Raw genomic sequence first — 21,336 nt, 5'->3', positions numbered from 1 at the left:
CCTTATTTATTCAAAAGACTCATAAAATCTTCTGACTTATCACTTGGTACCATTTGTGCGGTCAAATGGACCCCACGCGCATTTAACTGTTTGAAATCCTCAATATCCTTTTCCACCACATTAATCGATTTGGTGATTGATCTGGTTTCATTTGTCTGAGACATATTCCCTACATTGACTTCCTTGATCGGCACGCCTCGTTCAACAAGTTTCAATAATCGATCAGGTTTTTTTGCGACGATCAGTAAGCGTTGGGAGTCATATTTCCCAGCGAGAATATTCTCTGCGGCTTTTTCAATCGGTAAGACACTTAACTTTACTCCTGCTGGTGTGGCTAATTTCAAGCCACTTTTTTCTACTGTATTCATTGCGACCTCATCATCTACAACTAATATCCGAGTAATCGACAACTTCGTTACCCAAAGATTCGCGACTTGCCCATGGATCAAACGTCCATCGATTCTTACACCAATAATTGCCATTGTTCATTCTCCTTTACAAATAAATTGTTCATTCTCAAACTAAAGGTAACGCTTACATTATTCGCCTGTTTTTTGATACCAAGGTGTCGCTGTCTGATTGATTACTTGATTCAAGTTCTCAATATTCTGTCTACCTTGTGTCCGTAACCATTTGACGGCTCCTTCTTTCCCAGCATCTACATAAGCTTTGACGCCATCTTTCCAAGTCGCTCTTCCGCACAAGACACCATTGAAGGTGGAACCTGACTCATGAGCAAAGACTAGCGTTTGTTGGAATAATTCAGAAGATACACCCGCACTCAAGAAAATGAATGGCAAGTGAGTCGCCTCGCTTTGCGCCTTGAAAAAGTCAGCTGCTTCTTTTTGACTATAGACGATTTCCTTGTCACCAAAACCTTCGACAAAGTTCATATTGACTGGTACTTCGACTTTCAAAACATCTACTTGGTAACGAGGATTGGAAAATTCTCTCATCATTTCAATCACTTTATGCGGTTTGACCTTTGCATACTCACGTGAAGCGCTATCATTTATTTTCGCATCATAAGATAGCAGTTCTAAATAAAACGGTCGATCCTCTCCTGCGCATTCACTTCCTAGACGTTCAATAAAAACGTGTTTCAAATGATTGATTTTTGGATCTTCATCAACGTCATAATAAAGTAAAAATTTCACTGCATCTGCTTGTTCTTCTTTTAATCTCAAGGAAGACCAGTCTCCTAATAGATCCGGTAACCGTCCAGGAGTCGATACATCATATCCCGTTTTTTCATACGCCAAGAGCAAACCAGCGGATTGATCACGTACTTTGGCAGCGGGCAAACCATATTCAGGATCTAATAAAATAGCTGAAGCATAGGGCGTCAACTCACTAGAAACCAACGCTTTGTACTCAATCAATTGTTCATCTGTGGGTGTTTCTCCTAAAGCCGACAGCATTTTCTTCAATGCTCCCCGCTGATCGATTGCTAATGCACTGATGATGCCGTCTTTTGTTGCTAATTGTTCCATCGCTTTTTTCTTATTTGGTGTCATCGTTTTTATTGACCTCCTTGTTATTCATTTTGGTACTCATGGATCGTCACACCTTTGACTACTCGATTCACCGTTCCTGTCGGTGAAGGTGTGTCAGGCGTATTACCAACTTTGATCGACATCTGAAGAGCAATGATTTGTGCGGTCAAAATCATCACTACGGATAGATAGGCATCGGGTAATTCTAGCGCGGCTGGTTCTAGGAAAAAGTTTGCTCCAGAAAAGTCTCTTTGCGTCGATTGAGCAATGGCTAACACCTTTGCAGCAATAGCATTGCCATTGATTTCTTCCAAAATATCTAAATCATAGTTGCGTGTGTACGCTTGGTTCGTCACAAACCCGATCACTAAAGTTTGCTCATTGACAAAGGATTTTGGTCCATGACGGAAACCCATCGAAGAATCAAAGATCGTCGCGATTTTCCCAGCCGTCAACTCTAAGATTTTCAGCTGTGCTTCCCTTGTGGCACCAGCCAAGCTACCTGAGCCAAGATATGCAACCCGATTGAATGGTACTGCTAACACTTGGATCAGTTCTTGCTCTCTTTTCAGAACATCTTTGCCGATATGGCTCAAGGATGTGACATACTTTTGTTTTGTTTCTTGGTTCGTTTGATCAAACAGCCAAAGGGCACTCAATAACATACATGTAAAGCTACCTGTCATGGCAAAGCCAGCGTCATTTGCTTTTTTTGGCATCAACAACAAGAAATGTTGCGATTGTTTACGTGCGACTTGTGCTAATTTTCCTTCTTCTGCACACGTAATCACTAAATGGAACAACGTATCCACAACTTGATCGGCAATTTTGACTGCTGCCAGACTTTCCGGACTATTGCCACTTCTAGCAAACGAAATCAATAACGTGGGTTGATCAGGAAACAAATACTCTCTTGGAGAAGCAACAATATCGGTCGTACCAAAACTATGAAAAGCAAACCGTTTGGTGTCTCCATGCTCATTCAAGTAAGGAACAAGCGTATCACCTACATATTGAGAAGAGCCTGCACCGGTAAAGATGACTTGGATTTGTTGCTTGTTTGCCTGTTTTTCAAGTGCATCAAAGAAAAGGGCTAATTCATTTTTCTTCTCTTCTAAGATTTCCACAACCTCTTCCCACAGATCTGGTTGTTGTTTGATTTCTTCTGTAGTGATCCTTGCACCTATTTTTTCTAATTCATCCTTCGACAGTTCAAACATGTTATTTTCCTCCTAGATTACTCCGAACATGACGGATCTTATAATGGAATTGGTCTGCTCTGGCGACACTATCTGTGTATTCGATGATCTCGTTTTTGCTATTGAAGGTCGTCCGTTTCAAATGTAAAATTGGTGCCCCATCGCATATATGCAGTAATTCGGCATCATTTGCGTAAACAATACTGGCATAGAATTCTTCTTCTGCCACTTGGACATGTTGATCAAAATCTTCCAGAAAAACATCATACAAAGGCTTGCTTTCCAAAATCGGCAAATCAAGGCCAAGAAACAGTTTTGCTGGTAAATAAGACCGTTCAACCATCAAAGGGACATCATCCGCTAAACGTAGCCGCTTGATTTTGAAGATTGCTTCTCCTAGATTGAGATTCAATCGTTCAGCCAACTGCTTTGTCGCTGCTTGTTTTTCAAAAGCTAAAATAATCGTTTTCGGTGTACGCCCCAATGCCAACATTTCTTCTGTGAAGCTGTAAGCACCTGCTAAACTCGCTGCTTGATGCGATAAGTCACTGACAAACGTTCCTTTTCCATGTTTTTTATAAATATAGCCAAGTGTTTCTAATTCCTGCAATGCTAATCGAACCGTCGTCCGACTCACACCATAGTACAGACATAACTCCCTCTCAGACAGCAATTTATCATGCGGGATCATTTCTGCTTCAATTCGTTTCTTTAGTACATCAACTAGTTGATAATATAACGGTTTCCCTTTACGAGAATTTTCCATTTCTTTACCCCTTCCAACTGGTTATAACCACAAGACAATCGTAAAGTAATAATAACTACCTGTCAACATAAAAATCGCTTAAAAACCGCTATATAACAACGTTTTCACCAACTATATATTAAAACATTTTAAATACCTCGAAAATACCACTTAAAATAAAAAAACAGCATAAACTTCATAAAAAGAAGCATAAGGCTTAGCCTTAAAAAGCTTGTTTATCCTAGAAAATTTATAAAATAATGAACAAATCCAACGGTTCTTTTTCTTGCATTCCGCTAAATTCCAATGAAAAATAACAAAAAAAAAGAAACACTTCATTTCCCACGTCTAGGCGCTCAAAGTGTTTCTCTTTTGCTATTTCAAGATGACTAATCAACTAGCGACTAATCTTATTTTGCCAAGAAGAAGCTGTCTTCCTCAATACTCCATTTAATTCCTCAATGTTGTTTCTCCCTTGTTCAGCTAGCCATTTTATTGCTGCCTGTCTCCCTTGATCCACAAAAGGTGCCACACCATCTGCCCATGTAGCTCGCCCACATAAAACGCCATTGAACGAAGAGCCAGCGTTTTTGGCAAAATGCAACGTTTCTTGGAATCCTTCGGCACTGACACCTGCACTCAGAAAAATAAACGGTAAGTCAGTGGCTTGGCTTTGCTCGATAAACAAAGCGGATGCTTCTTGCTTGGAATAAATGATTTCTTTTCCAAAACCTTCAACATAAGTCATATTGACAGGTACTTCTACCTTCAAGACATCTACGTTGAACCTAGGCTCTGAGAAAATCTTCATCATTTCAATGACTTTTTTCGGTTTGATCTTGGCATATTCTTTGGAGGTCGTATCTGGGATCGTTGCATCATAAGATAGCAATTCTAAAAAGAAAGGAAGATCTTCCGCCAGACATTCTGAACCGATTCTTTCTACATATGCCTGTTTCCGTTCATTGACTTCTTCGCTTTCGTCTACATCATAGTAAAGCAAGAATTTGCAGCCATCTGCTCCAGCTTCCTTTAGTCTTTTGGCTGACCAAAAAGCTAAGGTATCTGGCAAACGTCCAGGTATCGTTGTATCATATCCTGTTTTCTCATAAGCCAACAATAGTCCAGCTGTCTTAGCGCGTTTTTCAGCAGCGGGCAACCCATATTCTGGATCTAAAAGAATCGAAGAAGCAAAAGGTGTCAATTCTTCGGACACGAGTTCTTTGAAATGGATCAAATCATCCACTTTGACCTCCTCTTGATGTCTCGCCATCATTTTTTTCAATGCGCCTCTTTGGTCAATCGCTAAAGCCCCGATGATCCCGTCTGGATTACTCATGTTTACCAATGCTTGGTATTTCCCCTCTGATACTTTCCTCATTTTTTCAACATCCCTTCTAACTTAGAATCAATCAAGCCAACAATTTCTTCTTGAGTGGAAGCAGTGATAAATGCTTGTTTAAAGCCTTCATCCATCAACATTCGTGCCATTTGTGAAAGAAGCGCCAAATGACTGGTTCCTGCTTCTGCAGCTGGAATAAACAACGCAATCACATACTTGATCGGTTGACCGTCTAAACTATCCCAGGCGACTGCATTCGTTAATTTCAAAATAATGATCGTTGGTTCTTCTATACTTTCACTTTTCGCATGAGGGATCGCAAAGCCATCCATCATACCAGTCGTACCTTCTGCTTCGCGTTGTTTCAAGCCGATTTCGACCGCCTGTTCATTGGTCGCTTTACCTACCTCAACGATTTTTGTTGAAAGAAACGCAAACACCGCTTCACGAGTATTCGCCGCCACATTGGTATAAACAAATAAATTTTCCATCAAATGAATCCTCTCCCTTTCACACACTCAGTGACTTTCTTTTTTGAACCAAGCCTAGTAATACTCCCCCTACAATAGAACCAGCAAGAATCGCAAGAATCCAAAGTAAGCCATGCGTCACTACTGGTAAAACGAGAAATCCGCCATGGGGTGCTGGTACTTGCACGCGAAAGAAATAGGTCAATACAGCGGCGATCGACGAACCAAGCATCATGATTGGCAAGACACGAAGCGGATCTTTTGCCGCAAAAGGAATCGCACCTTCCGTAATATGTGTTGAGCCTAGAATGAAATTCACTAGACCAGCATTCTTTTCGTTTGGCTCGAAGTATTTCCCAAAAAGCAAGACCGCAAAGCCAGTAATCAACGGCGGAGCAATACAGGCTGCAGAAACTCCCGCCATAAAGCTAGTATTTCCTTGTGCTAACAGGGCAGTTCCAGTAACGTAGGCTGCTTTATTGATCGGCCCCCCCATATCGAATGCGCACATACAACCGACGATCACCCCTAATACTAAAGGGCTTGAGTTTTCAAACCCTGCTAGAAAATCCATCATTCCTTCATTGATACTAGCCATCGGTCCTGAAATGACTGTCATGATCAATCCAGTAATCAACACCCCTAGTACGGGATATAAGAAAATTGCCTTTAAACCATCTAGTGTTTTAGGCAAAGGTTGTAACGCTTTTATTAATCCCAACACCACATATCCTGCCAAGAAACCTGAGATAATTCCACCTAAAAAACCTGTACCACCATCTGAGGCAATCAATCCGCCGACAAACCCCACAACCAATCCAGGACGTTTTGCAATTCCTTCAGCAATAAACGCGGAAAGGACCGGCACCATCATACTCATTGCAAAACCACCGATTCGATTCAAACTCGCAGCAAATTCATTGTATTGCGCATTGGCAGGATCGGCAGAATAAATCCCCCATAAAAAAGAAATGGCGATCAAGACTCCCCCACTGACAACAAAAGGCAACATGTGGGAAACACCATTCATCAAGTTCTTATAGATGCTGTGACCAACACTCTGTTGTGCATGTTGTTTTTCCTTATCTCCTTCTGCCATTTCGATTTTTTCAGAAATCACTCCTTCACCGTTTAAAGCCGCAGCAATCAATTGATCGGCTTCTTTGATCCCTTTCGAAACAGAAACATCAATGATCCGTTTCCCGGCAAATCTTTCAGGCTGAACATCTTTATCCGCCGCAATAATCACTGCTTCCGCTTCAATGATTTCTTGATCTGTCAAACGATTTTCTACCCCTACTTGCCCATGGGTCTCCACCTTGATCGTAATGCCTTTTTTCTTTGCTGCCTGTTCCAGTGCTTCTTGTGCCATATACGTGTGGGCGATACCTGTGGGACAACCAGTTGCAGCAATTAATCGATACTTAGCCATTATCTGAATTCCTCCTTATGAATGGTGATTTGTTTTTTCAACTCTGCGACATCGGTAAAATCAGTCAATCCTTTTTGAAACGCAGTCGAGCTACCCGCAGCTAAACTGTCCTTGAAACAATCCGCACTATTTTCTTCTTTGATCAATCCTGCCAGAAAAGTGGCTAGGAGTGTATCCCCGGCGCAAGCGGTATTAACGACTTTTCCTTGCGGGGCGTTTCCTGTCAAACAATAATTTTCGTTCACATAGATCCCACCCGCTCCACCTAATGACAGCAATACATTTTGTGCACCTGCGGCTAATAGTTTCTTGCAATAGTTTACATATTCCGTTTCTGCTATTTCTTCATCAAACCATTCTGCCAATTCCTGCTCATTCGGTTTCAGTAAAAATGGTTGATACTTTAGACATCGTTTAACGATTTTAGCACTCGTATCTAAGATCAAGCGCACTTGATTCTCATGACAGATTTTACTGATCATTACTAAGATTTCTTCTGGTACACCTCTTGGCAGACTCCCAGAAACACAAAGATAATCTCCAGCTGACAAATGACTGATTGTCTCAAGCAATTCTTCCATCGCTAACTGGTCGATTTCTGGTCCACGATTGACCAATTTATATTCACTTGATTCCTCATTCACTTGTGTAAATACGTTGATGCGAGTCATTCCGGGTATAGAAACAAAATGAGCGTCGATTCCTTCCTTCGTCAAGCATTCCTCAATATAAGCCCCAGTAAATCCTCCGCTAAAGCCCAACGCAGTATTTGGTATCCCGAGTTTTTTTAAAATCAATGAAACATTGACACCTTTCCCATTTGCTTGGATATCATCATCGATTGAGCGGTTCACGACATTCGGTTTGAGTTGTGCCACTTCAATAAACAGATCAATCGCCAGATTCATCGTACATGTATATACGTTAGCCACCTGTATCCCTCCTCACTTTATCTACAGTATGGCCTGTTTTTGGATGTACATGTTTTCTAAATAAGCAAAATTTTAGGTAAATGTTTACAAAATAAAACTCATCTAAGTAAGGGTTTACATCAATGGTAGAATAAAAAGAAAAGGGGGAGGACTAAATGGAAACTAAATTAAGCGAGGCAGAACATTTTTTATGGGAGTATATGATGAATCACATCCAAGAAATCCCAAATCTATCAATTATCAAACTAAGCGAACGAGCCAACGTATCCACCACGACCATCGTTCGTACCATGAAGAAAAAAGGGTACGAAGGCTATACTTCTTTTAAGCATCATTTAAAGGAAAAGAAGAATACCACCATCAATTTTGCTACGGTCGATAAAGTAGATGAAGAAATAAAAACCTCTATTCTAAAAAACGAACAGGAAGTCGTGCGTACCATCAATCTATTGGATACAGGGGTAATCGAAGATGCGATTCAAAAAATCTGGAGTTCACAAAGAATCATTATCTTTGCCAGAGGATTTTCAGAAATGATTGGAGAAGAAATACAAACAAAATTCCAACTACTCGATAAGTATTGTGTCCTTCATACCGATCCAAATATCATCAAAACCGTTAGTCGCAAATTGCACAAAAAAGATGTCGTTCTTTTTATTTCCTTAAACGGTGAAACAGAAGAACTCGTAGCAGCAGCGGAGAATTGCTACCGCGAGGAAATCAGTTCGATCCTGATCACCGCCTCACGGGAAAGTCGCTTGAACCGATTAGCAGAATTATCTTTGATCGGCTTCAAATCCGAAATCTCTTTTTTCCCTGAATATGAAGTCCGCTCTCGCCTGCCACTTTCTGTGATTGCGCGGATCTTGCTGGATTCGTATGCGATACGGGTGAAGAAGGGGGATTGAGGAACAAGTATAAGAAGCATCAATCACCGAAAATGTGAAGTTTTTTCGGTGATTGGTGCTTCTTTACGAAAGAGTTCATTCAATTTTATTTACGTTTGATTCATGACGTTCATCTACATTCATGTCTTGTCATAATGCCAAAACAAAACAAATAATCGAAACTACAACTGTCAAAACAAATTCAACCTTCACTTCCGTTCCATATGTTTGATTCGGTAGATAGATGGCTTTTCGTTCCGATTGATAAGGAATTTTAGGGCGGTTGGGTTGAGCAGATTCAATAAGTATTGATAATAAAATCAGTGTGAAGTAAATAGTATTTTGCTGGGCCGCAAAATAAATACTTGAAGCTAATAAAATTAAACTAGTCCCTTTGAGTATTCTAGCGTAGGTCATTGTTATCTCTCCATTCTATTCTTCTTTTATTTGTAGATTTTCTGTCCTGTTTTCTAACTATTTTCTATTATTTTTATACCTCCATGAGGTTGTGACAGAAGTGTCTAGCTCCGAGAAATAAGCCGAGAAAAACGAAAATTGTTCTTCAAATTTTTGGATTTCTCGGCTTATTTCTGAAGGAGTTACTTCTGGAACACCGTTTATTAAGTTTAAGGTTAGAAACAAAAATGAATTTTATTTTTGTTCCCAATCACTAGATAGGAGGTGAGAACAATTATTTGGCTTACTCGGTTCACCTTCTCTAAAATTCTCATACGATCGATACTTTTATGTATTCATTTTTATTACTAACTAAATAGATGTGGTTCAAATTATTCCTGTTACTAAAAATGATACAATTCTAATTCCAAAATGGAGCAAATCATAAGAACTAAAATCGTGGGAATCAGCGCAAACACCACTTCCGTTCTAGATGTTTGATTCGGTAGATAGATTGAATTTTTTCCCGATTTGTAAGGAGTTTTAGGTTGCTCGGATTGGGTATATTCAATAAATAGTGATAGCATAATCAGTATGGTATAGATCGTATTTTTCATTGCAGCAAAATAGATGCTTAGCGCCAATAAAACCAGTTGGATTATTTTGAATATTCGAATGTAGGTCATCTTTCATCTCTCCATTCTATGTATAAATAGTAACCGATCCCTCTCTACAAATATATATACGTAAAGCACTAAAATATTACTTTAACAAATTAAAATAACTTCCATCTTAATCATATCAAAAAATATCAAAAAAAAATTATTACATTCCTAAAAAGCTGTTTTAACAGCATAATCGTCAACATTTCCCTTCAACCCAAACAACTCTTACGAATAAATAAAAAAACGGAACAACAGGCTGAATGTTTCCATCCACCTGTTATTCCGTATTTACTATTACTTAAATTTAGTTTTTACTCCACAAATGGCTCTTCACCTAGTGCTTGTTGTGCCGCTAAGTTTAGTAAGCTCCATTGACGGTCGTGTCCTGGTTGGAAGAAGAAATCTGCTTCTGCCAAGTCTTCGATCGTTAATTTTTGTTGGATTGCTAGTGCTAAGACATTGCCTTGTGCAGTGATGTCCTTCGTTGATAAAACAGCGCCACCTAGCAATTGGTGCGTAAATGGATCATAGGCTAATTGTACAGCTGCTTTTCCGTTCCCAAATTCTTCTGGTACGAATTTTGGACGGATCGTATCTTCATAGAAGGCTGTTTTGATGGCTACGCCAGCGCGATCAGCTGTGAAGCTGTTCAAGCCACTTGCAGCAAAATGATAGTCAAACACACGTAACGCAGATGAGCCGACTAAGCCACCAAATGGTTTGCTTGGTGTTTGTTCAAATAAGTGTTGAACGACATAGCGTGCTTCTCGACGTGCAACTGTTGCTAATGCGATCGGCACTTTTTTGCCTGCTGGGATCGAATAAGCAAGTGTTGCATCTCCTACTGCATAAACATCAGGTAAGTTTGTTTGTAGGTATTCATCTGTGATGATCCAGCCACGTTCATCTAAATCAACGATGCCTTTCAACCATTCGGTATTCGGTTTGACACCGGCAGCTTGGATGATCAAATCTGTTTCGATCGTGCCACTGTCTGTTTCGATGGCTGCGACTTTACCGTCACCTGTGAAGGCTTTGATATTCACGCCAGTTTTGATGTTCATGCCTTTTTCTTTTAAGTGCGCTTCTAAGATATCTGTCATTTCCTTATCTAAGTAAGTACCTAAAGGACGATCGATCATATCTAATAACGTTACTTCTTTCCCTGCATTCAAGAAAACTTCTGCTGCTTCGATCCCGATGTAACCTGAACCGATCACAGCTACTTTTTTCACTGCTGGGTCTGTCATGCGTTCTTTGATTTTCGTTGCCCAATTATAGCCACGCATCAAATATACATTTTCTAAGTCTGTTCCTGGAACAGGTAATGAGTTTGGTTTAACACCTGAACTCAAAATCAATTTATCGTAAGCATACTCTTCTGTATGTCCATCTTCTTTACGTGTAACTGTAACTGTTTTTTTATCTGCATTGATTGTGTTTACTTCGTGGTTATTTAATATCGCCACATTTGGTTGTGGAAAGTTTTCCGGTCTGAAATTACGGACATCATTCACACTAGTGACTTGATCCTCTAAATATAATTCCATGCCGCATGACATAAATGAAACATAGTCGCCTGCTTCAAACAAGGTGATATCCACATTTTCTCCGTATCTAGATAGTAATTCTAAAATGGATTGATGCCCTCCATGTGATGCACCGACAATAATTACTTTCGTTTTTTCCATTGACAAAACCCTCCTCATAACAATTGTTTAGAATCATTCTAAACAATTTTACGATATCATTCTAAGAATAATAATGCAAATGAAAAGGCTTGCCTAAAAATTTTATTAGTTATTTTAATATTATTTTTTTAATTGTGCTAAAAATGTGCCGATACGTTTACACGCTTCTTGTAGGTCATCCATCCCACTTGCATAAGAGATTCGGATAAATCCTTCACCTTCCGGTCCAAAAGCTGAGCCAGGGATACAGGCAACCTTACCTTGTTCTGCGAGTGCTAAACAAAAATCCCACGAATTCATCTGGATTGTTTCTGGTAAGCGACAGAACAAATAAAACGCACCATCAGGTTGAGAGATTTGAAAACCTAATTCCGTAAGTTGCGGCAATAGATAATCTCGGCGTTCGACATAGCGGGCCTTCATTTTTTCCCCTTCGTCCATACTCGTTGTCAAGGCTTCGACCGCAGCTTTTTGAGAAATCGTTGTGGCAGAAGTAACTAAATATTGGTGGACCTTGATCAATTCATCGATCACTGGTTTTTGAGCAAAGAGAAACCCAATGCGCCAACCAGTCATGGCATGAGATTTAGAGAGTCCATTCACGACGATCGTTTGTTCAGGCAAGTACGTAGCCATCGAGACATGATCTCCCACGTAGTTCAACTCCGAGTAAACTTCGTCACTGATGACAAAGACTGGGTGCTGGCTTAAAACTTCTGCAAGTTTGCTCATTTGCTCCGCAGATAACAATGTTCCCGTTGGATTACTTGGGTAATTCAAAATCACAGCTTTGATTTCGTCTCCGTATTTGGCAAACGCCTCTTCTAGTTGTTCTGGCTGACAAATAAAGCCAGTGTCTGATGTATCGATCGTGATCAATTCGGCGCCTGCTAGATCAACAATTGGTTGATAGCCGGGATATGCAGGTGCTGGGATCAATACTTTATCCCCTTCTTCTAAGACCGCTAATAAAGCTGTCGCGATCGCTTCTGTGGCACCGATCGTTGTTAGTACTTCCGTTTGCGGATCATAAGAAAGACCGTAACGTTCTTTTTGGAAGAAACAAGCTGCTTCACATAATTCTGGTAAACCTCTCATCCCGGTATAATGAGAATAGTTTTCTTTGATGGCTGTGATCCCTGTTTCTTTGACTGCTTCAGGTGTTGAAAAATCTGGCTCACCTAATGTCAATTTGATGATGCCCGGAATGCTTGAGATTTGCTGATCGAACATACGGATCTGCGAGACTTCGATTTTAGCCAGCCTTGGATTAAAACGATGGTGTAGATTCATAGACTTCTCCCCTTTTGGTTACTATCCTTATTTTTTCAGAAAAGTTCCTCGGTGTAAAGGATTGTTTGGTACCATTCCAATCCTTTTTCTAAAACAGCCATGTCGAAATCAAAGGTGGCATCATGCAGGGCTGGTGTATCACCTACACCTAAGAAGAAAAAGACACAAGGATAGTGTTCCGTATAAACACCAAAATCTTCTGCTTGTAAGACAGGCTCAGCCAACTCATGTAATAACTCTGAGTGGGCAAGTGCTGCATACAACTGTTCATCGTTACGTACAGCAGGATACCCATCGTTATAACGAAATGAGATTTTCGCTGGGGAAGTTTGTTGGAATTCTTTTGCTAGTCGTGCTAGTTGCATCTTTAAGTCCGTTTGGGTCTTACGACTGTATGAACGAATGCTGCCTGAGATCACGACTTCATTGGCTAAGACATTGCGGATCGTCCCACCTGTAATCTGACCAAATTTCAAGAGATGTTCAAGGTTTTCTGGCAGAGATTCATCAAAGTCATAGACTTGTTTCATAAAACGCACAGCTGCTTCTAGACTGTCGATGCCTTGACTGCTTGAGGCGATATGCGCAGATCTGCCTTGGACGATGATATCTGTTTCACTACTTTGCGCCATCAACGCACCTGGTCGTGAAAATACTTTTCCTTCTGGCAAGCCTGGCCATAAATGAAAACCAAAGATTGCCTGTACCTTGTAATGTTCCAACCACCCAGAACGGATCACACTATCTGCCCCGCCAGCAATTTCTTCTGAGGGTTGAAAAATCAAGACGATATTGTGCCGCATCTCTTGACGGTGCGTGGCAATATAATCGGTCAATCCTAAGAGCATTGCCATATGACCATCATGTCCGCAGGCGTGCATGAATCCTGGGTGTGTAGACGCAAAAGGTAACCCTGTGGCTTCAGTGATGGGCAACGCGTCGATATCTGTCCGAAAAGCAATCGTTGTGTCTTGTTGCTGATCAAAATAAACCAACAAGCCTGTCTCATCGATTTCATGGATCACGCCACCACAGTTTTTGATTTGTTCGTAAAGGTATTCTTTCGTTTTAAATTCATGAAAGCCAAGTTCAGGAATTTGATGTAACGCCATTCGGTGTGTTGCCAACATGTCGCCTCACCATCCCTTCATAGATTCCTTTTACCACGGTTTCATATTGTGTATTGGGTACGCCGATGATCAAATTCAACTCTTGCGCACCTTGCGATAAAATCGAGGTCCTGATTTCTAACTCATTCAAAATCGATAATACTTTTCCAGAAAGTCCAATTGGTTCCTTATGTGGGCCACCTACAACAGAAATCAAAGCCAAGTCTTCGATGATTTCGATTTCCTCTACGCCTAATTCCTCACGTAATTCTTTCGTGATCAAAAACAATTTATCCATGATCAATTCCGCCGAAACGACGACACCGATATTATCGATGCCAGAGGGGATATGCTCGATCGAGATGCCATGTTTTGCAAAAATACTCATGGCTTTCCAAATAAAACCGATCTCGTCTGACATATGTCGTTTGAACAAGGTGATTGAAAGAAAGTCTTTTCTTCCTGCAATTCCCGTCAATCCATTTTCTTTTTCGACTTCATGATTTGAGATTTTTGTTCCATGATCATTCGGTCGATTCGTATTTTTGATTTGGATCGGGATATCAGCTTCTTGTACAGGAAAAATCGCGGATTCATGCAAGACATTGGCACCCATATAAGCCATTTCTCGTAATTCACGGAAAGAGATCTCTTCAATGACTTTCGGTGAGTCAATGATTCTTGGGTCTGCCATCATGATGCCTGAAACATCCGTCCAATTTTCATAAAGATCTGCCTGTAAGGCACTTGCTAAAACGGAGCCGGTAATATCACTGCCCCCACGACCAAGTAATTTTTCTTTTCCTGCTGGGTTGGCACCATAAAATCCTGGGACGATCAACTTTTGGTGTTTCTGGTACATCTCGCGTACTGCTTGCTCTGTACGCGGAAAGTCGATGCCTCCTTCATAATCAAAGTAGATCAGCTCACTTGCGTCTGCAAAGGTATACCCTAAATATTCCGCCATCAATTGCGCAGTCAGATACTCCCCACGACTGACTAAATAATCGATCGTCACTTTTTCCTGTTTTAGATGTGTTTCGATCGTGGTTAATTCTTTTTCAATCGGAAAGTCGAGTGACAGAAGATCCCTAACTTGAATAAAACGTTGTGTGATCCGTTCCCATAGTGGCGTCCAATCAACCTTATGTTGAAGATACGCATGGATCAAATAGAGTAAATCGGTCACTTTATCGTCTTCATCGGTTCTTTTTCCTAAAGCGGAAACGACAACGACTTCTCGATTAGGATCAGCTAACACGATCTCACGGACTTTACGGAACTGTTCTTCATGAGACATCGAGCTTCCACCAAATTTTGCGACTTTCATGAAAGGACCTCCTCTTGTAGAAGCGCCAAAGCAATTTGCACCGCGTTAGCCGCAGCGCCTTTGCGAATATTGTCAGCCACGGTGTAAAAGAGTAAGCCATTTTCAACAGAGAGGTCGCGACGAATACGCCCAACGTATACTTGGTCTGTGCCTCTTGCTAATGTACTTGTGGGATATTGGTGTTCTGCTAAGTTATCGACAACCAAAATCCCTGGAAACTGACTGAAGCAAGCACGGATTTGTTCCAATGAAAATTCCTTTTCTAACTCAACAGCAATCGAGACACCATGGCCATTTTCAATCGGTACACGGACACAAGTCGCAGATACAGGCAAATCTGGTTGATGCAAGATTTTTTTCGTTTCATTGATCATTTTTTGTTCTTCTTTGGTATACCCATTTTCCATTGGGCGATCGATTTCTGGAATGACCGTTTGACTGATGTCATGGGGATAAAAAGTTGCTGGTTCACCATTTTTTGTCGCCTGTAGATCAGCGATCCCTTGTTGCCCTGAACCTGAAACAGCTTGATACGTCGTGTAATTGACACGTGTCACACCAAAGGTATTCTGTAGTGCTTTCAGTGGTAACACGGACTGGATCGTCGAACAATTTGGGTTGGCAATCAATGGATCTAACGTATGATCCTCTAGATTTACTTCAGGGACGATCAACGGGATCGTAGGATCTTCTCGCCACGCTGAAGAATTATCGATGACTACTAAGCCGGCTTGACGTGCAATTGGGCCAAATGTTTGAGACACGGATGCTCCAGCTGAAAAAAGCGCCAAATCATACCCAGAAAAAGAAGTCTCAGTCAGTTCTTCGACAACATACTCTTTTCCCTTAAACACAGACAGACTCCCCGCAGAGCGTTTGGATGCTAAAAGCTTGAGTTTTCCTACTGGAAAATCGTACTCCTCTAATACTCTTAACATAGTTTGACCGACTAATCCCGTCGCTCCGACAATACAGGTATCTATTTCGCGCATGTTTTTCATCCTTTCTTTGTCTACAATTCTCTTAGTGCTGCAATCAATGCGGTATTTTCTTTGGTTTGATCATCTTTTATTTTTAATACACGTGCCGGTGTACCACCAACGACCGTCTCAGGGGCAACGTCTTCTAAAACGACTGCACCTGCTGCGACGACTGCATTCTTTCCAACACGAACGCCTTCGACGATCACTGCATTCGCACCAACTAATACACCATCTTCGATCACTACTGGTTGAGCGGAAGCTGGCTCGATGACTCCAGCTAACACAGCTCCAGCACCGATATGACAATTCTTACCGACAGTCGCACGTCCGCCTAGGATTGCTCCCATATCGATCATGCTATGATCCCCGATCTCAGCACCGATGTTGATCACAGCGCCCATCATGATCACTGCTTGATCGCCGATGGTCACTTGATCACGAATGACAGCGCCTGGTTCGATGCGAGCGTTGATGTCTTTGACATCCAGTAAAGGAACTGCACTGTTTCTAGCAGTTTGTTCTAGTTCGATCGCTAAGATTTTTTCCGCTTCTTTTTCTAGTACCGGCGCGATGTCTTTGTAATCTCCAAAAACGATTGGACTATGCACTTCACCAAATACTTTCGCATTCGGAAACTCGACAGGTTCTGATACATTTAAATAAACTTTGACTGGGGTCTTTTTTTCTGCTGTTTGAATAAAACGAATGATTTCTTGTGCGTTCAACTTAGGCTCCTCCTCTAGGTTCAAATAAATCTTCTAATTGATATGAACCGGCTGACTGCTCGGCCAACCAGATACTTGCTTGAACTGCCCCTTCTGCAAAAATTCGATTTGAAAAGGCTTCGTGCTTCACTGAAAGAACTTCATCTTTGGTTGCAAAAAGGACTTCATGTTCTCCTGGAAAAGAGCCTGCACGTAGGCTATGGACACCGATTTGTTGGTCTTCTCGTGATTTGTCCGCCCATTGATAGACAGGCGTCAGCTCTCGAACAGATTGTAGTGTTTCTACTAAGCGCTTGGCTGTGCCAGAAGGTGCGTCTTTTTTTTGGCTGTGGTGTTTTTCGATTAATTCGATCTGCCAGCTGGCTAAGTCTTTAGCTGCTTGTTTGATCAAGCGATTCATCACCATGATCCCTAATGAAAAATTAGCACTGTAGAGTACAGGGATCGTTTGAGCTGCTTGGGCGATTTCAGCAAATTGCTCTTCGGTATAGCCTGTTGTGCCAATCACCAGTGGGACTTGGTGAGCTTTGCTGTATCGCAAGATTTTATCCAAACCAGCTGGATGAGAAAAATCGATCATGACTGCTGGTGTCTGAGCAAACGATAATTCCTCCGTTGCTTGTAAGGATTCGGTCAAACTCAATGGCTGATGTTGATATTCTTCGGTAACTTCTGCAATTCGCTTACCCATTTTTCCACTTCCGATGATCCCTATATTCATGTGCTTGCCCCTCCGTTTTCTGTTAACAGTGCGATAAGTTGTTGCTTTTTCTCCTCGCCTAATTCAATCAGTGGTAGTCTTAATGGTCCAGCAGGTAAGCCTAAATGATTCATTGCTGCTTTCACTGGAATTGGATTGGTTTCACTGAATAAGGCATTGATCAACGCTAAATGAGTCAATTGTTTTTCTTTTGCTGAAGGACTGTTTCCGTTTAAGTAATCATGAACTACTTCATGGACTACTTTTGGCTGGATATTTGCCCAAACACTGATCACACCGATACCACCAATACTTAGAATAGGTAAAATCAAATCATCATTGCCACTGTATAGTGCAAATGATTCATCAATCAGTTGCGCCACTTCCATTGTATAGGACATATCACCAGAGGCTTCCTTGATGCCGATGATTCGTGGATGCTTCGCTAGTTCTGTTAATACAGGTAACGAAATCGTCATCCCTGTTCGTGACGGTACGTTATATAAGATGATTGGTAGCGAGGAAGCGTCTGCGATCGCTTTAAAATGAGCCAGTAACCCTACATCACTCGTTTTATTATAGTAAGGGGTGATCACTAATAATTGGTCTGCCCCAAGTTCAGCAAAGCGTTGGACTTTCTTGACCGTTTTCGCCGTTGCATTTGATCCTGCACCAGCAATCACTGGGATACGTCCATTGACTTTTTCAACGGTGAATCGTACGATCTCTTCCTCTTCCTCCTCAGATAGTGTGGGTGATTCCCCAGTTGTTCCAAGGACCAGTAAGCCGTCTGTTTGTTCTTTCAGATGAAACGCAATCAGCTGCTCCAAGCCTAGATAATCCACTGCACCTGTTTCCGTCATTGGTGTCACTAACGCGACAATCGAACCTTTGATCATGCCTCTACCTCCAAATTTTTATGCCATTCATATGTGGCTGGTCCCGCCATCGTGATCGTTTTATCGCCAGAAATCAGTAAATCGCCTTGCTCTAAATGAATCGTCGCTTGTAAGCCGGAAAGGTATCCTTGATCTCTTGCGACGACATACGCTGCACAACAACCTGTACCACAAGCTAGTGTCCAACCGACCCCACGTTCATACGTGCGGACGATCAATTCTTCTTCATTGACAGATTGGACAAAATTGACGTTTGTTTTTTCTTTGAATAAAGGATGATGGCAGAGTTTTTCTCCAGTCTCTTTGGTTAATTCAGCCAACGCATCTTCAACAAAAACAACTGTATGGATCGTCCCCATGAATAAACTAGTCAGCTCTACCTTTCGCTCATCAATCGTCAGCGTTTGTTTGATGATAGGTGTTGATTGCGCTACGCCTACTTTCTCTGGTCGGTAGTCCGGCGAACCCATGTCGACTGTGCAATAAAAAGGCTTTCGTGAATGGATTGTCACATGGATCATCCCAGCAAGCGTTTTGACCGCAAATTGTGGCGCTTCAAGTAATTGTTGATCGCTGACATAATTGGCAAAACAACGGATACCATTGCCACACATCGGCGCACGGCTACCGTCTTTATTGTAGTAGATCATTTCTAAAGGTTCGGTTTTAACAGCAATCAATCCATCCGTATCGTAAGCCGTAGGTGCACATAAGCTTTGAGCCAAATGACTATAGTCGATCGTTTCATCGTAATCTAAGAGAATAAAGTCATTGCCACAACCATTATATTTATAAATCTGCATAGACTTCTCCTCTCAATAGATCCGCATAAGTTTGCCGACGCACGACTTCTCTCGACACGCCATCTTTGACAAAAACAACTGCTGGTCGCAGTGCACGATTGTAATTGCTACTCATCGAATATCCGTAGGCTCCTGTGGCATACACTGCCAGAAGATCACCTGGCTCTGCAGGAGGCAACTGTGTTTCTTGGATCACCACGTCTCCTGATTCACACATTTTTCCGGCAACCGTCACTTTTTCTGTTTTTTCAATGTCTAGTTTATTTGCCAAATCACAGGTATATTCTGCTTGATAAAGTGCCGGTCGAATATTATCTGTCATCCCACCATCCACAAAATAATATTTCTTGTGAGGTGTTTCTTTGATATAGCCGACTGTATAAAGTGTTGTTCCGGCTTCACCAACGATACTTCTCCCAGGTTCAATCAATAAGCGATCGATCGTTAAGTTTCTGTCAGCTAGCGTCTGCTCTGTGTGTGTAACCAGATGTTTGACTGATTCTGCAATTGGTAAAGGTGTGTCCGCTTCGGTATAACGGATACCAAAGCCCCCTCCCAGATTTAAAGAAAGCGGTTGTTGAAAATCTTCAAGGTAGGTAACCAGCTGGTCGATCTCAGCCAGCCAAGCAGTCATATCAAAGATTTGTGAGCCGATGTGGGCATGAAAGCCTTCCAATCTAAGAAATTCACTTTGTTGGATACGTGCAATCGCTTGTTGGCAAACATCGCTATCGTAAAGCATGCCGAATTTTGAATCGATATGTGCGGTGACGATGTATTCATGGGTATGTGCTTCGATCCCTACGTTCAATCGCAACATGATCTGTAGCTTTTTCTGATATTCTCGGCTTAACTCTTCCAAGACTTCGACTTCCATCCCATTATCTGCAACAAAATGGCGTATATCATTTTCAATGGCATATCTTAATTCATCAATCGTTTTGTTGTTGCCATGGAAATAAATATCTTCTAAAGGAAATCCAGCTTGTAACGCGGTATAAATCTCCCCACCACTTACGACATCTAGACCTAACCCTTGTTCAGCAATTAGATGGAGTAATTCTACCGTTTGAAAGGCTTTAGACGCATACAAGATCTTTGTTTGAAAAGAATCAGAATCAAAGTTCAGCTTAAACGACTTTATCGTTTCTTCCATCTTTTTTTCATCATACACATATAGGGGTGTTTGATATTCATTTGCTAATTGACTCACTGGAATTTCGCCGATCGTTAATTCTGTCATTCTCTTTTCCCTCTTTTCAAAAAATTATTTTCTCATCAAATTGAAATATCCTTAGATTATAATTTGAATTTTATTTGAATAATATTAAACAAAATTGTTTGAATTGTCTAGTTTAAATCGCTATTTTCAGCAAAAATGTTTAATTTTTCAATTTTATTGCATACAGAAAACAAAAAATAAAAACCACTATTTATTTTCACATAATTCTCTTAGAAATAGACAAAAAAACTGACCAATAAATTGGTCAGTTTTTTGAATCATATTTTCCTTAAATCAATTACTTACATAGATTGCTAAAAACATCAACGCTGCACCTAACATGACAAATAGATGCCAAATCACATGGGTGAATCGTCTGCTTTTCATGCTATAAAATAGTGATCCCACAGAATAGGCGATTCCTCCGCCAACTAGCAGTAGCAAGCCAGTCAAATCGATATTCTGATAGAGCTTAGGTAGCACAACGATGATTGCCCACCCCATCACATTGTAAATGATCGTTGAAACTTTTGATACCTTGTTTGTCTTTGTTAAAGTCAAACATTTATAGATGATGCCAATCACTGCTGTCGCCCAAATAACACTTAGCAAAACTAGTCCTGTCGTTCCTTGCACGACTAGCAGACAAAATGGCGTGTAGGTTCCAGCAATCAAAAGGTAGATCGAACAATGATCAAATACCTGAAATACTTTTTTTGCTTTCGTAAAAATCAAACTATGAAATAACGTAGAAGAAAAGAATAGCAGAAAAAGAGAACTACCATAAATCGCAAAAGCGACATAATCTAAGGTCGTATGGGCGCGATCCATCAGCAAATTGAAGCAAAGCAGACTTAACAAAGCTGCAATCCCATGGGTCACCGCATTTAATACTTCATTGACGATTTGGTACTTTCGGCTAAATTCTATCTCCATCTTGATCCACTCCATTTCGTTTGTTCAATTTCATTATACATGAAAGATGTTATGTTTACAAAAACTTTATCATCTAGTTTC

General features: G+C 41.0%; 22 protein-coding genes. 1 reads left to right on the top strand and 21 read right to left on the bottom strand.

Features of this window, described 5'->3' with window-relative positions:
• Nucleotides 1-2: 2 nt before the first annotated feature.
• The 8 genes from IGK01_RS02420 to pfkB all read right to left on the bottom strand — a co-directional run bounded on the left by IGK01_RS02420 (nt 3) and on the right by pfkB (nt 7,616).
• On the bottom strand, nt 3-482 hold the full coding sequence (locus IGK01_RS02420) for a PTS system mannose/fructose/N-acetylgalactosamine-transporter subunit IIB (RefSeq protein WP_010736309.1): 480 nt from the start codon (nt 480-482) through the stop codon (nt 3-5).
• A gap of 57 nt (nt 483-539) precedes the next feature.
• Nucleotides 540-1,517, bottom strand: a complete 978-nt coding sequence (gene lacD / locus IGK01_RS02415) for a tagatose-bisphosphate aldolase (RefSeq protein ID WP_438840475.1) — start codon at nt 1,515-1,517, stop codon at nt 540-542.
• Between the two features lie 20 nt (nt 1,518-1,537).
• Nucleotides 1,538-2,716 (bottom strand): SIS domain-containing protein, encoded by a 1,179-nt coding sequence (locus IGK01_RS02410; RefSeq protein WP_010736311.1) that lies wholly within the window; start codon nt 2,714-2,716, stop codon nt 1,538-1,540.
• 1 nt (nt 2,717) lies between these two features.
• On the bottom strand, nt 2,718-3,461 hold the full coding sequence (locus IGK01_RS02405) for a GntR family transcriptional regulator (protein ID WP_023519107.1): 744 nt from the start codon (nt 3,459-3,461) through the stop codon (nt 2,718-2,720).
• 376 nt (nt 3,462-3,837) lie between these two features.
• Nucleotides 3,838-4,821 carry a tagatose-bisphosphate aldolase gene (gene lacD, locus IGK01_RS02400; RefSeq protein WP_023519106.1) on the bottom strand — a complete coding sequence of 328 codons (984 nt, stop codon included), beginning with the start codon at nt 4,819-4,821 and terminating at the stop codon, nt 3,838-3,840.
• Complete coding sequence (locus IGK01_RS02395) at nt 4,818-5,273, bottom strand: fructose PTS transporter subunit IIA (protein WP_062805688.1); 456 nt, start codon at nt 5,271-5,273, stop codon at nt 4,818-4,820. The genes lacD (IGK01_RS02400) and IGK01_RS02395 overlap by 4 nt, the downstream gene beginning before the upstream one ends.
• A 19-nt stretch (nt 5,274-5,292) precedes the next feature.
• Entirely contained in the window at nt 5,293-6,684 is a 1,392-nt protein-coding gene (locus IGK01_RS02390; RefSeq protein ID WP_077152070.1) for a PTS fructose transporter subunit IIC, read from the bottom strand.
• The gene (gene pfkB / locus IGK01_RS02385) at nt 6,684-7,616 is read right to left on the bottom strand and encodes a 1-phosphofructokinase (RefSeq protein WP_023519103.1); all 933 of its coding nucleotides are present in this window, start codon (nt 7,614-7,616) and stop codon (nt 6,684-6,686) included. The genes IGK01_RS02390 and pfkB overlap by 1 nt, the downstream gene beginning before the upstream one ends.
• Before the next feature lie 155 nt (nt 7,617-7,771).
• Here pfkB and IGK01_RS02380 point away from each other — a divergent pair, with 155 nt between their 5' ends.
• On the top strand, nt 7,772-8,524 hold the full coding sequence (locus IGK01_RS02380; RefSeq protein ID WP_010736317.1) for a MurR/RpiR family transcriptional regulator: 753 nt from the start codon (nt 7,772-7,774) through the stop codon (nt 8,522-8,524).
• A 129-nt stretch (nt 8,525-8,653) separates the two neighbouring features.
• Here IGK01_RS02380 and IGK01_RS02375 read toward each other — a convergent pair whose 3' ends face one another.
• The 13 genes from IGK01_RS02375 to trhA all read right to left on the bottom strand — a co-directional run bounded on the left by IGK01_RS02375 (nt 8,654) and on the right by trhA (nt 21,255).
• Nucleotides 8,654-8,920 (bottom strand): hypothetical protein, encoded by a 267-nt coding sequence (locus tag IGK01_RS02375; RefSeq protein ID WP_019723856.1) that lies wholly within the window; start codon nt 8,918-8,920, stop codon nt 8,654-8,656.
• 383 nt (nt 8,921-9,303) lie between these two features.
• Nucleotides 9,304-9,585, bottom strand: a complete 282-nt coding sequence (locus IGK01_RS02370; RefSeq protein ID WP_010736319.1) for a hypothetical protein — start codon at nt 9,583-9,585, stop codon at nt 9,304-9,306.
• Between the two features lie 290 nt (nt 9,586-9,875).
• A complete protein-coding gene (locus IGK01_RS02365) occupies nt 9,876-11,255 on the bottom strand; it encodes an FAD-dependent oxidoreductase (protein WP_010736320.1) in 1,380 nt (459 codons plus the stop codon).
• A 120-nt stretch (nt 11,256-11,375) separates the two neighbouring features.
• The gene (locus IGK01_RS02360) at nt 11,376-12,548 is read right to left on the bottom strand and encodes a pyridoxal phosphate-dependent aminotransferase (RefSeq protein ID WP_023519102.1); all 1,173 of its coding nucleotides are present in this window, start codon (nt 12,546-12,548) and stop codon (nt 11,376-11,378) included.
• Nucleotides 12,549-12,583: 35 nt separating this feature from the next.
• Nucleotides 12,584-13,678, bottom strand: a complete 1,095-nt coding sequence (locus tag IGK01_RS02355; RefSeq protein WP_023519101.1) for an amidohydrolase — start codon at nt 13,676-13,678, stop codon at nt 12,584-12,586.
• On the bottom strand, nt 13,638-14,987 hold the full coding sequence (locus IGK01_RS02350; protein ID WP_023519100.1) for an aspartate kinase: 1,350 nt from the start codon (nt 14,985-14,987) through the stop codon (nt 13,638-13,640). Before IGK01_RS02350 ends, IGK01_RS02355 begins: the two co-directional genes overlap by 41 nt.
• Nucleotides 14,984-15,979: an aspartate-semialdehyde dehydrogenase gene (locus IGK01_RS02345; RefSeq protein ID WP_023519099.1), complete on the bottom strand. Its 996-nt coding sequence runs from the start codon at nt 15,977-15,979 to the stop codon at nt 14,984-14,986. Before IGK01_RS02345 ends, IGK01_RS02350 begins: the two co-directional genes overlap by 4 nt.
• A 20-nt stretch (nt 15,980-15,999) precedes the next feature.
• The gene (gene dapD / locus IGK01_RS02340) at nt 16,000-16,695 is read right to left on the bottom strand and encodes a 2,3,4,5-tetrahydropyridine-2,6-dicarboxylate N-acetyltransferase (protein WP_019723553.1); all 696 of its coding nucleotides are present in this window, start codon (nt 16,693-16,695) and stop codon (nt 16,000-16,002) included.
• A 1-nt stretch (nt 16,696) separates the two neighbouring features.
• The gene (dapB, locus tag IGK01_RS02335; protein WP_023519098.1) at nt 16,697-17,416 is read right to left on the bottom strand and encodes a 4-hydroxy-tetrahydrodipicolinate reductase; all 720 of its coding nucleotides are present in this window, start codon (nt 17,414-17,416) and stop codon (nt 16,697-16,699) included.
• Nucleotides 17,413-18,294 (bottom strand): 4-hydroxy-tetrahydrodipicolinate synthase, encoded by an 882-nt coding sequence (gene dapA, locus IGK01_RS02330; protein ID WP_019723555.1) that lies wholly within the window; start codon nt 18,292-18,294, stop codon nt 17,413-17,415. Before dapA ends, dapB begins: the two co-directional genes overlap by 4 nt.
• Complete coding sequence (gene dapF, locus IGK01_RS02325) at nt 18,291-19,097, bottom strand: diaminopimelate epimerase (protein ID WP_019723556.1); 807 nt, start codon at nt 19,095-19,097, stop codon at nt 18,291-18,293. The genes dapA and dapF overlap by 4 nt, the downstream gene beginning before the upstream one ends.
• Complete coding sequence (lysA, locus tag IGK01_RS02320) at nt 19,084-20,340, bottom strand: diaminopimelate decarboxylase (RefSeq protein ID WP_019723557.1); 1,257 nt, start codon at nt 20,338-20,340, stop codon at nt 19,084-19,086. Before lysA ends, dapF begins: the two co-directional genes overlap by 14 nt.
• 273 nt (nt 20,341-20,613) lie before the next feature.
• Complete coding sequence (trhA, locus tag IGK01_RS02315) at nt 20,614-21,255, bottom strand: PAQR family membrane homeostasis protein TrhA (RefSeq protein WP_010736330.1); 642 nt, start codon at nt 21,253-21,255, stop codon at nt 20,614-20,616.
• Nucleotides 21,256-21,336: the final 81 nt, after the last annotated feature.

The sequence above is a fragment of the Enterococcus sp. AZ080 genome, assembly GCF_051714945.1.
GTDB classification, from domain to species: Bacteria; Bacillota; Bacilli; order Lactobacillales; family Enterococcaceae; genus Enterococcus_B; species Enterococcus_B pernyi.
Note: the sequence above shows the minus strand (reverse complement) of the source record. Positions and strands in the feature narration are given on the sequence as shown.

Bases quoted from the DNA above. Each gene is read 5' to 3' on its own strand.
- IGK01_RS02380 (WP_010736317.1), top strand. From the start codon at position 7,772: ATGGAAACTAAATTAAGCGAGGCAGAACATTTTTTATGGGAGTATATG.
- IGK01_RS02405 (WP_023519107.1), bottom strand. From the start codon at position 3,461: ATGGAAAATTCTCGTAAAGGGAAACCGTTATATTATCAACTAGTTGAT.
- IGK01_RS02350 (WP_023519100.1), bottom strand. From the start codon at position 14,987: ATGAAAGTCGCAAAATTTGGTGGAAGCTCGATGTCTCATGAAGAACAG.
- IGK01_RS02410 (WP_010736311.1), bottom strand. From the start codon at position 2,716: ATGTTTGAACTGTCGAAGGATGAATTAGAAAAAATAGGTGCAAGGATC.
- lacD (WP_438840475.1), bottom strand. From the start codon at position 1,517: ATGACACCAAATAAGAAAAAAGCGATGGAACAATTAGCAACAAAAGAC.
- IGK01_RS02345 (WP_023519099.1), bottom strand. From the start codon at position 15,979: ATGCGCGAAATAGATACCTGTATTGTCGGAGCGACGGGATTAGTCGGT.
- dapA (WP_019723555.1), bottom strand. From the start codon at position 18,294: ATGATCAAAGGTTCGATTGTCGCGTTAGTGACACCAATGACGGAAACA.
- IGK01_RS02365 (WP_010736320.1), bottom strand. From the start codon at position 11,255: ATGGAAAAAACGAAAGTAATTATTGTCGGTGCATCACATGGAGGGCAT.
- IGK01_RS02420 (WP_010736309.1), bottom strand. From the start codon at position 482: ATGGCAATTATTGGTGTAAGAATCGATGGACGTTTGATCCATGGGCAA.
- IGK01_RS02395 (WP_062805688.1), bottom strand. From the start codon at position 5,273: ATGGAAAATTTATTTGTTTATACCAATGTGGCGGCGAATACTCGTGAA.
- IGK01_RS02360 (WP_023519102.1), bottom strand. From the start codon at position 12,548: ATGAATCTACACCATCGTTTTAATCCAAGGCTGGCTAAAATCGAAGTC.
- IGK01_RS02370 (WP_010736319.1), bottom strand. From the start codon at position 9,585: ATGACCTACATTCGAATATTCAAAATAATCCAACTGGTTTTATTGGCG.
- IGK01_RS02375 (WP_019723856.1), bottom strand. From the start codon at position 8,920: ATGACCTACGCTAGAATACTCAAAGGGACTAGTTTAATTTTATTAGCT.
- trhA (WP_010736330.1), bottom strand. From the start codon at position 21,255: ATGGAGATAGAATTTAGCCGAAAGTACCAAATCGTCAATGAAGTATTA.
- dapF (WP_019723556.1), bottom strand. From the start codon at position 19,097: ATGCAGATTTATAAATATAATGGTTGTGGCAATGACTTTATTCTCTTA.
- IGK01_RS02355 (WP_023519101.1), bottom strand. From the start codon at position 13,678: ATGTTGGCAACACACCGAATGGCGTTACATCAAATTCCTGAACTTGGC.
- IGK01_RS02390 (WP_077152070.1), bottom strand. From the start codon at position 6,684: ATGGCTAAGTATCGATTAATTGCTGCAACTGGTTGTCCCACAGGTATC.
- lacD (WP_023519106.1), bottom strand. From the start codon at position 4,821: ATGAGGAAAGTATCAGAGGGGAAATACCAAGCATTGGTAAACATGAGT.
- lysA (WP_019723557.1), bottom strand. From the start codon at position 20,340: ATGACAGAATTAACGATCGGCGAAATTCCAGTGAGTCAATTAGCAAAT.
- dapB (WP_023519098.1), bottom strand. From the start codon at position 17,416: ATGAATATAGGGATCATCGGAAGTGGAAAAATGGGTAAGCGAATTGCA.